This window comes from Pseudoxanthomonas mexicana, from assembly GCF_010093385.1.
In the GTDB taxonomy this organism is placed as follows: domain Bacteria; phylum Pseudomonadota; class Gammaproteobacteria; order Xanthomonadales; family Xanthomonadaceae; genus Pseudoxanthomonas_A; species Pseudoxanthomonas_A mexicana.
Map to the genome: position 1 here is coordinate 20561 of NZ_PDWV01000026.1, position 13438 is coordinate 33998.

General features: G+C 67.5%; 10 protein-coding genes and 1 pseudogene. 3 read left to right on the forward strand and 8 right to left on the reverse strand.

All coding sequences use genetic code 11. The features are described 5' to 3' along the window. Window positions 1-57: 57 nt before the first annotated feature. The 3 genes from CSC76_RS10835 to CSC76_RS10845 form a co-directional block, all read right to left on the reverse strand. Window positions 58-1074 carry a 3-oxoacyl-ACP synthase III gene (locus CSC76_RS10835; RefSeq protein ID WP_162110022.1) on the reverse strand — a complete coding sequence of 339 codons (1017 nt, stop codon included), beginning with the start codon at window positions 1072-1074 and terminating at the stop codon, window positions 58-60. Between the two features lie 124 nt (window positions 1075-1198). Beyond that, window positions 1199-1516, reverse strand: coding sequence for a DUF4156 domain-containing protein (locus CSC76_RS10840; protein ID WP_162110023.1), 318 nt, complete (start codon window positions 1514-1516; stop codon window positions 1199-1201). Window positions 1517-1617: 101 nt separating this feature from the next. After that, window positions 1618-4482, reverse strand: coding sequence for a M16 family metallopeptidase (locus CSC76_RS10845; RefSeq protein WP_162110024.1), 2865 nt, complete (start codon window positions 4480-4482; stop codon window positions 1618-1620). Window positions 4483-4626: 144 nt separating this feature from the next. Between CSC76_RS10845 and CSC76_RS10850 the strand changes: the two genes are divergently transcribed. The 3 genes from CSC76_RS10850 to trmL all read left to right on the forward strand — a co-directional run bounded on the left by CSC76_RS10850 (window position 4627) and on the right by trmL (window position 6702). Further along, entirely contained in the window at window positions 4627-5331 is a 705-nt protein-coding gene (locus CSC76_RS10850; RefSeq protein WP_162110025.1) for an SDR family oxidoreductase, read from the forward strand. A gap of 400 nt (window positions 5332-5731) precedes the next feature. Continuing rightward, window positions 5732-6115: a hypothetical protein gene (locus tag CSC76_RS10855; protein ID WP_162110026.1), complete on the forward strand. Its 384-nt coding sequence runs from the start codon at window positions 5732-5734 to the stop codon at window positions 6113-6115. Window positions 6116-6222: 107 nt separating this feature from the next. Beyond that, the gene (trmL, locus tag CSC76_RS10860) at window positions 6223-6702 is read left to right on the forward strand and encodes a tRNA (uridine(34)/cytosine(34)/5-carboxymethylaminomethyluridine(34)-2'-O)-methyltransferase TrmL (RefSeq protein ID WP_162110027.1); all 480 of its coding nucleotides are present in this window, start codon (window positions 6223-6225) and stop codon (window positions 6700-6702) included. A gap of 184 nt (window positions 6703-6886) precedes the next feature. On the opposite strand, the gene CSC76_RS10865 is transcribed toward trmL, so the two are convergent. From CSC76_RS10865 to CSC76_RS10885, 5 genes and pseudogenes are all read right to left on the reverse strand, one after another. Further along, window positions 6887-8152 carry an NAD(P)/FAD-dependent oxidoreductase gene (locus CSC76_RS10865; RefSeq protein ID WP_162110028.1) on the reverse strand — a complete coding sequence of 422 codons (1266 nt, stop codon included), beginning with the start codon at window positions 8150-8152 and terminating at the stop codon, window positions 6887-6889. Further along, window positions 8149-8820: a M15 family metallopeptidase gene (locus CSC76_RS19050; protein ID WP_162110048.1), complete on the reverse strand. Its 672-nt coding sequence runs from the start codon at window positions 8818-8820 to the stop codon at window positions 8149-8151. The genes CSC76_RS10865 and CSC76_RS19050 overlap by 4 nt, the downstream gene beginning before the upstream one ends. Window positions 8821-8880: 60 nt before the next feature. After that, window positions 8881-10212 (reverse strand): annotated as a pseudogene (locus tag CSC76_RS10875) (serine hydrolase); the annotation flags it as partial. Next, window positions 10209-10397 carry a hypothetical protein gene (locus CSC76_RS19330; protein ID WP_162110029.1) on the reverse strand — a complete coding sequence of 63 codons (189 nt, stop codon included), beginning with the start codon at window positions 10395-10397 and terminating at the stop codon, window positions 10209-10211. The pseudogene CSC76_RS10875 and the gene CSC76_RS19330, both read right to left, overlap by 4 nt. A gap of 95 nt (window positions 10398-10492) precedes the next feature. After that, window positions 10493-13369 (reverse strand): TonB-dependent receptor plug domain-containing protein, encoded by a 2877-nt coding sequence (locus tag CSC76_RS10885; protein ID WP_162110030.1) that lies wholly within the window; start codon window positions 13367-13369, stop codon window positions 10493-10495. Window positions 13370-13438 lie beyond the last annotated feature (69 nt).

Sequence of the window (13438 nt, forward strand, 5' to 3'; positions counted from 1 at the left end):
CGCCGTCAAAGAAAAGGGCCGGCGAACCGGCCCCTGGAATGCACATGCCGGGTGGGATTACCACTCCACCTCGGCCATCGTGCAGTTCAGGCCCGAGCCGATGCCGAGCAGGGCGATGCGGTCGCCCTTCTTCAGCTTGCCCAGTTCCTTCAGCTTGCTCAGCACGATCGGCACGCTGGCCGGACCGATGTTGCCGTGTTCGGTGAAGATGGTCATGACCTTCTGCGGATCGATGCCGAAGGACTTGATGAAGGCCTGGGTGTGCGGCCGGCTGACCTGGTGGATGACGAACTGGTCCAGTTCGTCCACCGCCCAGCCCAGCGCCACCTTGGCGGCGGCGAAGGTCTTGTTGGCCAGCTTCATGCCCTCGATCAGCAGCATGCGGGTGTCGGTGACCATGCGGTCCAGGTTGCCGCGGCAGAGCTTGTTCCACTCGGTGGCCGAACGGGTCACGCCGCCCTTGTAACGCGGGGCTTCCGGGGCCAGTTCGCGACGCGCCATCACCATCGCCACGGCGCCGCAGCCCAGGGTCAGGGCGGCCAGCTCGTCGCGGAACTGCTGTTCGGTGACATCGGGCGCATTGAGGCGCTCGATGGTCTTCTCGTAGACCAGGTTGGCGGTCTCGCCATCGACCACCAGCGCATAGTCGATCTCGCCACGCTCCAGCATGCGCGCGGCGATGTCCATGCCATTGATGAAGGCCAGGCAGGCGTTGGCCACGTCGAAGGTCTGGCACTCGTCGCCCACGCCCAGGTTGCCGCAGACGATGCTGGCGGTGGACGGTTCGAGGTAGTCGCGGCTGACCGAGGTGTTGACCACCAGGCCGATCTTGTCGGCGCCGATGCCGGCGTCCAGCAGGGCCTTCCGGGCGGCCAGGGTGGCGGCGTCGGAGGCCTGCACGTCGGCGTCCCACAGGCGACGGGAGTGCACGCCGGCGATGTCGTTGAGCACGTCGGTCTTGATGCCCAGGCGATCGAGCGTGGGCTGCAGGCGGGCGTTGATCTCGTCGGACGTCAGCGTGTGCGGCGCATCGATATGCGCCAGTCCCGCGATGGAGACATTCTTGAAGAGCATCGAGGTTAGCGCCAAGGCTCGGGCAGAGGGGGCCGACAAGGGTACTCACTTCCCGCCTTCACCGCATCTTTACGCAGGATCGCGCGGGGCCCCCCTCACGCTAAAAGGTGACGCGCGTCACATTTTATCGGCTGCAGCGGAACGCCGCGAACCGCTGCTCGCCGTGGACCGGATCACCCAGGGGCTGCAGGGTATCGGCCTGCAATCCCGGCGCTTCGTTGCGGGCCAGGGTTTCCAGTTCGTCGCGGACGCGCAGGGTATTGCGCTCGTAGAACGCCACGCTGTCCTTGACCGACACCGACACCTCGCCGCGTTTTTCGCAGCCGGCCGGGGTCGCGCCGGCGGGGATCACCCGCACGTTCTTCGCGGCCGGGGCCAGGTGCACCCAGGTACAGGCGGACAGCAGCACGGCGGACGCAGCGGCAAGGACGGCAAGACGCATCGGGGGCACCTTCGGAATGTGAGTCGCGGCCATTCTGGCCGATCCCGGATGAATCGATCCGGGCCGTCAGCCGCCCCTCCGGGGAGGGGCGGCAGCGGGGCTCACTTCTTCACGTTGCCGTCGGCATCCAGCTGGACCGCCTCGCCCAGCTGCAGCGCGCGGACCGAGTCGCCCACCTTGGACAGGTCGCCCACCACCACCCAGGTCAGGGACGAGGGCGACAGCGTGGCGGCGGCCTTGGCCACATCGGCTGCGCCGATGGCTTCGTTGCGGGCCTTGTACTGGACGATGTAATCGTCCGGACGGCCGTAGCGCTGGTTGGAGACGATCTGGCCAAGCACCGCCGAGGCGGTTTCGTACGCGCCCGGCAGTTCCAGGGTGTTGGCCGCGCGGATCTTGGCGATTTCCTCCGGCTTGGCCGGGGCCTGGCCGGTGGCGAACTGGCTGATCTCCTTTTGCAGTTCCTTCATGGAATCGGCCGTGCGGTCGCTCTGCACCGCCGCGCTGGCCCACCAGGGACGCTGGCCCAGCGTGTTGCGGGCGCCGCTGTAAGCGCCATACGCCCAGTGCTTGTCCTCGCGCAGGTTCATGTTGAGGCGCGAGCTGAACTGGCCGCCCAGCACCCCGTTGGCGAAGTCGAAGTCGATGGTGCCGGCGTCGCCCGTGGGCGGTACCAGCTGCGCGGCGTAGACGTTGGACTGGATGGCGCCCGGCTGGTCGATCAGGAACACGCGCGGCTTGGTCGGATTGGCCACCTTCGGTACTGCGGGCAGCTTCGGCGCGTTGGGCGCGGGCTTCCAGTCGCCCAGGCGGGCCTCCAGCAGCGGCACGATCTGCGCCAGCGTGGTGTCGCCCACGACGGTGATGCGGGCCTGGTCCGGCTGCAGCCAGTCGCGGTGGAAGGCGACCAGGTCGTCGCGGGTCAGCGAGGCGATGGAGGCTTCCGTCCCCGAACCGGTGAAGGGGATGGCGTACGGATGGCCGGCGCCGTACAGCAGCGGCGGCAGCGTGCGCAGCGCGGCGGTCTGCGGACGCGCCTTCTCCTGCTTGATGCCGGCGATCCAGGTGGCGCGGACGCGCTCGATTTCCGCCGGATCGAAGGTCGGCCGGCGCAGCACGTCGGCCAACAGGTCCAGCGACGGCTCCAGTTTCTCGGTCAGCGCGGACAGGCCCACCGAGGCCGAATCCAGGCCGCCAGCGGTGCTGAGCTCCGCGCCCAGGGCTTCCTTGCGTGCGGCGAGCGCCAGCGCGCCGTACTGGCCCGCCCCCTCGTCCATCATCTGCAGCGCGAAGCTCGCGGTGCCCAGCTTCTTGCCCACGTCGGCCGCATAGCCGCCCGGGAACTCGACATTGATCTGCACCACCGGCGTCTCATGGCGCTCGGCCAGCACCACCTGCATGCCGTTGGACAGCGTGGCGCGCTGGACGGCGGGGAACTTCAGATCGGGGAAGGTGGTGGTCTTCGGCACGCCGGCGCTGCGGTCGACGTCGGTCTTCACCGTCTTGAACTTCGGGTCGACCTTCGGGGTGGCGGCCGGCGTAGTGGCCGGTGCCGCGAACACGGTTTCCGGCAGGGCCGAGGCCGGGGTCTCGCTGGGCTGCACGAGGATGGTGTGCGACGCGCCAGCCAGCCACTTCTTCGCGGCCGCCTGCACGTCGGCCGCGGTCGCGTTGGCGAGGATGTCCAGCTCTTCCTGGTAGCAGTCCGGCGTGCCCTGGTAGACGGCGCACGAGGCCAGCACGTCGGACTTGCCGCCGAAACCGCCGATGCGCTCGATGCCGCGCACGAATGCCGCGCGACCGGCCACCTTGGCGCGTTCCAGTTCGTCGGCGGTGGGGCCTTCGGCGATCAGGCGCTTGAGTTCTTCGTCCAGCGCCTTCTCCACCTTGGCCGGGTCCACGCCTTCCTTCACGGTCGAGACCAGGAAGAAGGTGCCGCTGATCTCGCTGCTCCACTGGTAGGCGCTGGCCTGGTCGGCGATCTTGTCGCCGTGCACCAGGCGGGTGTCGAAGCGCGAGGCCGCGCTGCCGCCCAGCACCTGGGCGAACAGATCCAGCAGCGCCGCGTCCCGGGTGCCCATCTCGGCCACCGGCCAACCGCGGTACAGGCGCACCTGCGGCACGCGGTCCGGGATGGTCTCGCGGGTATCCTGGGCATGCTTCGGAATGTGGGTCTTCATGTCGGCCAGCGTGGCGCTGGCCGGAATGTCGCCGAAATAGCGCGTCACCTTCTCCTTCGCAGTGGCCACGTCGATGTCGCCGGCCAGCACCAGCACGGCGTTGTTGGGGCCGTACCAGCTGCGGAACCAGGTCTTCACGTCGTCCAGGGTGGCGGCATCCAGGTCGGCCATGGAGCCGATGGTCTGCCAGCTGTAGGGGTGTCCGGCCGGGTACAGCGCCTCGAACATGCGGGCCATGATGCGGCGGCCATAGGGCTGGTTCTCGCCCTGGCGCTTCTCGTTCTGCACCACGCCGCGCTGTTCGTCCAGCGCCTTCTGGTCGATCGCGCCCAGCAGGTGGCCCATGCGGTCGGATTCCATCCACAGCGCCATGTCGAGCGCGGTGGTGGGCACGTTCTGGAAGTAGTTGGTGCGGTCCTGGTTGGTGGTGCCGTTCTGGTCGGTGGCGCCGACCAGTTCGAACGGCGTGAAGAACTCGCCGTCGTGGTTCTCGCTGCCCTGGAACATCAGGTGCTCGAACAGGTGCGCGAAACCCGTGCGCCCGGGGCTCTCGTTCTTGCTGCCCACGTGGTACCAGATGTTCACCGCCACGATCGGCGCCTTGCGGTCGGTATGCACGATCACGCGCAGGCCATTGGGCAGGGTGAACTCCTCATAGGGAATCACGATGTCCGCGGCGGCGGCCGGCTTCGCGTACGTGGGTGCCGGCGCATACGCCAGGCCGCCGAGGGCGGTGGACAGGGCGAGGGCAAGCAGGGCGGCGCGGGGCCGGCGGGTAAGGCGCATCGGACACTCCCTTGTAATACGGGGTCGGCAGAACAGAACACCCGATGCTAACCGCGGCCCTGGCTCATTACACTAGGCCACAAGCCATGACGGATGGCCCATGCGTCCGTGGGCCCTGCCATTCGCGCCTTCCCCGGAGGTTGCATGGACCGCAAGCACTGCCTGGTCACCGGCGCCAACCGCGGGTTGGGCCTGGAACTCGTCCGCCAGCTGCTCGGCCGGCACTGCCACGTTGTCGCCACCTGCCGGCAGCCGGGCAAGGCCACCGCCCTGAATACCCTGGCCGGCGAACATCCCGGGCGCCTGCACGTGCTGCCGCTGGATGTGGCCGATCCCCGCAGCCGCGCCGAACTGGTGCGCGAACTGCCCCTGGTGACCGACGAAGAGTCCCTGCACCTGCTGATCAACAACGCCGGCGTGCTGCGCGGGGGTGAACGTTTCGGCCAGGTCGTGCCTGCCGACCTCGATGCCAGCTTCCACACCAATGCGGCGGGCCCGTTCCTGCTGACCCAGGCGCTGGCGCCCCGGCTGGCCGAAGGGGGCGTGGTCGCCAACATCTCCTCCGAAGTCGGCTCGATCGGCCTGCGGCAGGAATTCCGCACGCCCAGCTACGCCATCGGCAAGGCGGCACAGAACATGGCCACCTCGCTGCTGGCGCAGGCGCTGTCCACCCGGCACGTCACCGTCGTGGCCCTGCATCCCGGCTGGGTGCGCACCGACATGGGCGGGCAGAACGCCGCGCTGTCGGTGGAGGAGTCCGCCGCCGGGCTGCTGCACGTGATCGACCGCCTCACGCCCGACGACAGCGGGTCCTTCCTCGATTGGCAGGGCCAGTCCCTGCCCTGGTGAAACTGAACGCCATCCCCGGCGTTCCGGCGGAACTGCAACGGTTCCTGCCTAAACCGCATCACAACCAGCACACCCCAAGCTGACCGGCCTCCGGCCCAGGTGGCGTGTTCGCAGTCACACCACACGCCCGGCCGCGTCTTGTGCATGCAGGACGGACAACCGGACGGACACGCAACCCGGACACCGGACAGCAACACTGCATATTTAAATTCAACTGGATCAACAACTTACGTTTGGCACGGTTCCTGCTCCACCTATAACAAGCCGCCCGCTGTTCCGAACCAAACCTGACTGAACCCTGAATCAACTCATCGAAACAACAGGTTTCGCTTGACCGTTCTGTCTAGGTGTACTACCTTACTACCACACCACCCCACAACATCACTACAGAGGCATGACAATGAACGCCAAGAACCTCCTCCCGCTGACCGCCGCCGTCGTCTTCGCCCTGTGCGCCGGCGCCATGGTCGTCTCCGCCACCCAGGCCGACACGGGCCGCACGGCCGCCGCCGCCGCGGCAGAGCGCATCGTCGACCTGCCGACCGTCACCGTCACCCCGGACGCCGCCGACCTGGCCCACTACAACACCTACAAGGACGCCAAGATCGTCGACCTGGCCGCCGTCAACGTGACGCCGACCGCCGAGGACCTGGCCTACTTCGTCGCCCAGCAGGCGGTGCGCGTGGTCGACATGCCGGTGGTCACCGTGCGTCCGTCGGCGGAAGACATGCAGCAGGTCGCCGTGCAGGCAGGTGTGCTGGCCAGCCAGCTGGCTTCGCGTTGATACGCAGGCAACACGTTCCACCCGCGTGATATGCAAGCCGGCCATGGCCGGAGTTCCACCGCACCACCCGCCCGCGAGGCCATGCAGCGCCGCGTAGAATGCGCGCCATGACCGACGCCCTGGACCTCGATGTCCTGCTGTACCAGCCGGAAATTCCCCCGAATACCGGCAATGCCATCCGCCTCTGTGCGAACACCGGCGCGCGGCTGCACCTGATCGAACCCCTCGGGTTCACGCTGGAAGACAGGCAGCTCAAGCGCGCCGGCCTGGATTACCACGAGTACGCCACGCTGCAGGTCCACGCTTCGCTAGAAGCGGCCCTGCAGCGCATCCGTCCCGGCCGCCTGTTCGCGCTGAGCACGCGGGGCACCATGCGCTACGACCAGCCCGAGTATCGTCCCGGCGATGCCTTCCTGTTCGGCCCGGAAACGCGCGGCCTGCCGCAGGACGTGCTGGACGGCCTGCCGCCGGACCAGCGCCTGCGCCTGCCGATGCGGCCGGACAACCGCAGCCTCAACCTCTCCAACACCGTGGCGGTGGTGGTGTTCGAGGTTTGGCGCCAGGCAGGGTTCGTGGGCGGCGCTTAGCGCGGGTGCCTTTGTGGGAGCGACGTAAGTCGCGAACACAGGCCGCAGTGCATTGAGATCCGGGAGCAGCGCCAAATGAGCGAATGGCGTGCGCATCGATAAGGACGCCCGTCGTCCTCAAAGCGCCCGGACCGCCACCGTCCGCGATCGCGACTTACGTCGCTCCCACAAGAACAGGCAGGATTTACGCGAACCGCGCCAGCCCATACGGCGCCAGCGGTATCTCCGTCGGCTGGCCCGCCATCATCTGGTCGAGCAGGCGCCCGGTCACCGGCCCCTGGGTCAGTCCCAGGTGGCCGTGCCCGGTGGCGACGAAGATCTCCTCGCCCGGCACCCGGTCGATGATCGGCAGCGAATCCGGCGTGCACGGCCGGTTGCCCGCCCATTCCGAGACCGGTTCGCCGGTGATGCCCGGGAACAGCTTGCGCGCCTCGGGGCCGAGCCTGCGGATGAGGTGATAGTGCGGATCGCGGTCGAGTGCGGTCAGTTCCTTGATGCTGGTCATGCGGATGCCCGCCTGCATCGGCGACACCACCAGGTAGCGCTCGGCCCACAGCGTGGGGCGCCCGACCACGGCCTGCGCCTGCGGATACATCAGGTGATAGCCGCGTGCGGGAATCACCGGAATCTTCAGTCCGAACGGCCGCAGCAGCGCATTGCTCCACGCGCCTGCCGCCACGACGACACGGCCCGCATGCACCGGACCATGATCGGTATCGACCTGGTAGCCGCCGTCGCGGCGCGCGATCGACGATACGCTCGCGGTCAGCGGCACGGCGCCGCGCGCGCTCAGGTGGTTGAACAGGCGCCGGCAGAAATCGCCCGGGTCGCGCATCGCCAGCGATTCGCGCTGGAACACCGCGCGCTGGAAGCCGGCACCGATCCCGGGTTCCAGCTCGCGCAGCTGTGCGGCATCGAGCACGTCGAAGGCGACGCCGTGCCTGCGCATCAGGCCGCGCTCCCACTCGCCCTTCGCGAACGTCTCCTGTTCGCTGTAGACATGCAGGTAGCCGGTATGCGCGATCAGGTCCTGCGCCTGGATGCGCTCGCCCAGGGCGAGCCACGCGTCACGCGACGCGCGGTTGATCGCGCTCAGCGCGTCGATGATCGGCAGCACGTGCTGCGGACGTCCCTGCACCAGGAACTGCAGCAGCCAGCGTGCATACGAAGGGCTGACGCCCCAGTCCAGCTTCAGCGGCGCCAGCGGGTTGGCGAGCATGCGCAGCGCCTTCACCACGATGCCCGGCGTCGACTGCGGCATCACGTTGCCGACGGAAATCGAACCCGCGTTGCCGAACGACGTCTCGCCCGCCGGACCCTTGGGGTCGATCAGCATGCAGGACAGGCCGCGGTCGAGCAGGTGGTGCGCCGTCGACAGACCGACGATGCCGCTACCAATCACCGCGACATCGGTGGTCCGCGACGGGAGGGAGGAGGGGGAGGAAGTCATTGGATCGGAACGTCGTACGCGGTCTGGGGGGAGGGCTCGGGCCGGAAGGTGAAATGCCACCATTCCATCGGGTAATTATGGAACCCGTGCCGCGACATCGCATCGAGCAGGCGCGCGCGGTTGGCCTTCTGTGCAGGCGACAGGTCGGCATGCGCGGTGTTGGCGCGGGGATCGAAGAAGTCGAAGGGCGTGCCCATGTCCAGGTCGACGCAGGCTCCGCGCTCACAGCGGGTCAGCGTGAGGTCCAGCGTGGCGCCGCGGCTGTGCCCGGAGGTTTCCGCGATGTAGCCGTCGAGCAACGCCGCTTTCTCGACGTTCGGATAGAACGCAGGCTTGGTGCGCTGGTCGGCGGCGTCGCGTGCCCAGGCCACGAAATGCTTCACCGACCGCACCGGCCGGTAGCAGTCGAACAGCTTCAGCGACAGGCCCTCGCGCTGCACGTCCGCCTGCACCTTCGCCAGCGCCTGCGCCACGGGCGCCAGCAGCAGGCAGGTGTTCGCTTCGTAGCCGGGCACGCGCGCGCCGGTGAAGTTGGCGGTGCCGGCGTAGCGCATGTCCAGTCGCACGCCCTTCGCCAGCGACGCGACATCCACCAGGCCCGCGCTGGCCGCATCGGTGGCCGGCGACACGTCGACCTTCGTCGTGGCTGCCGCATCGCACGCCGCCACGCGGGTGAAGGCGAGGTCCTGGTAGTCGTAGCTGAAGTCCGCTTCGGGATCCACGTGCGAAAGTGCCAGCGTGGTCGACCCGGCATCGGCCGAAAAATGCAGCCAGGGCTCGGCATCGACGCTGTCGTCGTCCCAGTCGACCAGCCAGCGCGCGTCCACCTGCATCACGGTGCCGGTGAGCATCGACGAACGCGCCGACGCGAAGCGCACGCGATCACCCTGCGCGCAGACCGTCGCATCGCCGAACCAGGGATCCCGGTAGCGACCCGTCCAGGCCGACAGCGCCGCCGCGGTGGCGGGGCTGCGATGACGGGTATCCGGCTTCGGCTTGGCGGCGCGTTCGCCCGCGCGCTCCTCGTCCAGCAGCGCGGCGTAGTGCGCCACGCTGGGCGTCTCGCCCGGCCGGGTGATCTGCTTGGTCAGCACCTGCCCCAGCACGGTGCGTGCGGCCTCGCCTTCGCCATTGATCAGGATGACGATGCCGGTGCGCTGATCGGGCAACAGGATCACCGACGAATACATGCCCGCCAGCGTCCCGGTGTGGGCCACCTTCCAGGCGCCGTCGACGTCGGACAGCCGCCATCCGTAGCCATAGGCGGAGAAGTGGCTGTTGTCCCAGGCGCGCATGCGCGCGCTCACGGGCATCGGCATGTGGGCCGTCCAGACGGCCCGGCGCTGCGCGGGCGACAACCAGGTCGGCTGCGCCTCCGGCGACAGCCACATGCGCATCCAGGACAGCATGTCGTCGAGGCTGCAACGGATCCCGCCGGCGGCCATCGAGGTGACGTTGGGCACGATGGTCTCGTCCTCGCGGATGACCCGGTTGCCCTGCGGCGTGCGCATGTGCGGCTGCGCCACGTTGCCTACCTCGGCGCGGTTCCATTCACCGACCTGGCAACGCGACAGGCCGAGCGGTTGGAACAGTTCACGCTTGACCAGCTCCTCGTACGGCACGCCGCCCGCAGCGGCGGCCACTTCGCCGGCGACGACGTACAGCAGGTTGTCGTAGGCGTAGGCGGCACGGAAGCTGTGCGTGGGCTTCAGGTGCTGCAGGCCGGCGATGATGTCGGCGCGCGTGAACCGGTTGGGCTCCGGCCACAGCATCAGGTCGCCGGCGCCCAGGCCCAGGCCGCTGTTGTGGATCAGCAGGTCGCGCACCTGCATCTGCTGCGTGACCCACGGGTCGTGCATGCGGAACTGCGGCAGGTGCTTCGTGACCGGGTCGTCCCACTTCAGTCTGCCGGCATCGACCAGGCGCGCCAGCACGCCGGCCGTCATCGCCTTGCTGTTGGAGGCGATCTTGAACAGCGTGGCGTCGTCGATCCGTTCTCCGCCGCCAGCTTCGCGTTCGCCCAGGGTACGCGTGTAGACGATCTCACCGTCGCGGATCACGCCGACGGCAAGGCCGGGCAGGCGATATGTTCGAAGGCCTCGTCGACGGCCCGGTCGCGGGCCGCACGCAGGCCATCGTCACCGGCCAGCACCTGGCCGCCACCCAGCCCCGACAGGGCCAGCAGCATCGCGCATGCCTGCCGCCATCCCCGGAATGGCCGTCGCAGGTTCGTTGTCTTTCGCACGCTTGCTTCCTCCGCCACCGAAGCGACGTGGCGTTCGTACTGATACGACGCGGCCGGTCCAGGGACCGGCCGCGCCTGGGGCTCCGCACTACCGCTCAGCGGAACTTGTATTCGACCAACAGGCTGTAGGCGCGCCCGCGTGGATCGGCGATACGCGTCTCCCAGCCCGCACCCGCCGCATAGTCGTTCATGTGCGCGGTGAACGGCGGATCTTCGTCGGTGAGGTTTTTCACGCCGAAGGTCAGCTTCATGTTGTCGAAGCCGGAGTACGCCAGGCTGTAGTTGTACGTGGTGTAGTTGGAGACGCGCGGATTCCAGTTCTCGGGGATGTAGCTGCCGTTGCGCACGCTGATGGGGAGCTCGTCGTTGTAGCCGTCGCGGTAGATCTGGCTGAACGTGTGCGCCCAGTCGCCCTTCTGCCAGACGAAGTTGAGCGTGTGCTTCCACTTGATCGGCAGGTTGTAGTAACGGACGTAGTCGCCCACCAGGCTCTCGGTGTACGGCAGCGCTTCCAGCGCCTTGGTCTTGAAGGTGTTGATGTAGCTGCCATTGAGGTTGAGGCGCCAGCTGCCACCGGCCAGCTCGCCCATGACGTTGCCGTCGATCTCGATGCCCCGCATCAGGCTGCCGCCCGAATTGATGTAGCGGCGGTCGATGGCGATCACCTCGCCACTCGCGTCCCGGATCCAATTGGCCGAGAACAGATCGTAGTAATCGACGAGGGTTTCCAGGGGAGCGCCACGGATGGTGTTCTCGCGTTCGATCTCCCACCAGTCCACGCTCACGTTCAACCATTCCACCGGCGCCAGCACCACGCCGAAGCTCTTCTGCGTGGACTCCTCCGGATCCAGGTCCTCCTTTCCGCCGGTCAGGATGACAGGGCGGATGGATTCGCAACCCGGCACGCTGGCATCGGCCACGGCGCCCGGGCACGTTGCCGGATCCGCGAGATCCAGGCCGGTGTAAGGGCTTTCGGTGACGCCATTGAACAGCTGGTTGAACGAAGGCACCTTGAAGCCCGTGCTGTAGGCGCCACGGAACGCGACGCCCTCGATGGGCTGGTACTTGAAGGACACCTTCGGGTTGGTGGTGCCGCCGAAGCCGTCGTATTCGTCGTAACGCGCGGCCAGCGTCAGGTCGAAGTTGCGGGTGACAGGCAGATAGACTTCCGCGAACACGGCCTTGATGTCGCGACTGACGTCGTCGAGGATGTTGGCGTTGTCGAACGGCGCATTGAAGATCAGCGACGCCTGCGACGAGGTGTTGCCGTCGAACTTGAACTCTTCCCGGCGCAGGTCGAAGCCGGTCGCGGCCAGCACGTCACCGCCCGGCAGCGAGAAGCCCAGGCTTCCGGAGAACGACGCATCCAGGGTCGTGACGATCGATTCGCCGCCGTACAACCGTACGCCGCGCGCGGAAGCCGCGGCCAGGCCCTGCATGGCAGCGGCCGACTGGCTCTGGCCGGGCAGCAGGAACGGATTCAGGATGCCGTCGCCGAGCAGCTGCTGCAGGTTGGCGGTATAGAAGTAGCCGCCGCCCAGCTCGGACCACGACTCGCTGGAAGCGCGCGACAGGCCGACGTTGTAGTCCCAGCTGCCGATGAACTTGCCTTCGAAGGCGGCCAACAGGCGATAGGCCTTGGTGGTCGTGTCGATCTGGCGGTAGCCACACTCCATGCAGCGCCAGCGATAGGCGATGCGGTTGCCGTAGGTAATGCCCCCCGGCCCGAAGTAATCGACCAGGGCGTCGTACAGCAGGTCGTACGTGTCCTGGGTGGTCGCATTCAGCGGGAACCAGGTATTGGGGTTGAACGCCGCCGTGGCGCTGGTGCTGGACGAGATCTGGTTGGGCTCGAAGATCTTGGTGACATCGACCTGCGAGCCCATGAACTCGACGTAGGCCTGGTGGTCGTCGTTGATCTTGAACGTCGCGCGGCCGATGAAATCCACGCTTTCCTGCGGCTGCTGGATGACCGCGGCGGCGGGGTAATCCCAGGCGCATGCGTACTTCGACCCTGGCACGTTCCACAGCCGGTAGTCGTAGGCCCCCATGGCATCGCCGCCGGCCTCGCACCCGCCTCCGCCCGGCAGGTTCAGGATGTTGATGGCGCTCTGCCGTGCCGTACCCTGGGGATCCTGCAGACCCGTCCCGATCATTCCGCCCGCCAGGCCGAAAATGGTGGCGAACGGGGTGCCGCGCGTATCCGGCGACAGGCCCCTGTCCGGCTGGAAGGTGTTGGAGAAGTCGCGGTCGCTGCCGCGCAGGATGTCGTTCTTCTTGAAGGTCAGCGAACCGAAGACGTTCCAGCGGTTCTGGTCCAGGTCGCCCCAGCCGGCCAGCAGGTTGGTCCGGTAGATGTTGCCGCCACCGGCCTCGGTGGCATCCACGAAGGCGGATGCCTCAATGCCGGTGTAGTCGGATTTGGTGATGAAGTTGATGACGCCGCCGATGGCATCGGTGCCGTAGACCGCCGAGGCGCCGTCACGCAGCACCTCCACCCGTTCGATCGCCGCGAAGGGGATCGAATTCAGGTCGACCGCGCGGCCTTTCAGGCCATGAGTGGCGACGCGGCGCCCATTCAACAGCACCAGCGTCGCGTCGGCTCCCTGGCCGCGCAGGTTGGCGCCCGATACGCCGTTGTTGCCGCGCTGTTCGTCGCTCACGATGCCGGCATTACTGGCGAGGTTGTCGGACGAATTGCCCGCGATGTTGAGGAACATCAGCAGTTGCTCTGCGGACGAGATGCCCAGGGCGTCGATGCGCTCCTTCTGCAGCACCGTGATCGGCAACTGGGTCTCGATCTCCGTGCGCTTGATGCGCGAACCGGTGACCGTCACCGTGTCCAGCGTGCGCGCCGTGCTTTCGGGAGGAGACGCCGCCTCCTGCGCAAGTCCGATGCCGGGAACGGCAAGCCCCAACATGATGGCGGCGGCGAGATGGCTTGGCTTGAGCGGAAGGGAGCGAATGGGCATGCGGAATCTCCGGGCTGAAAGGACGCTGCACTACATGGTCGATACGATGCACTGCATTGCGCGGAGCAC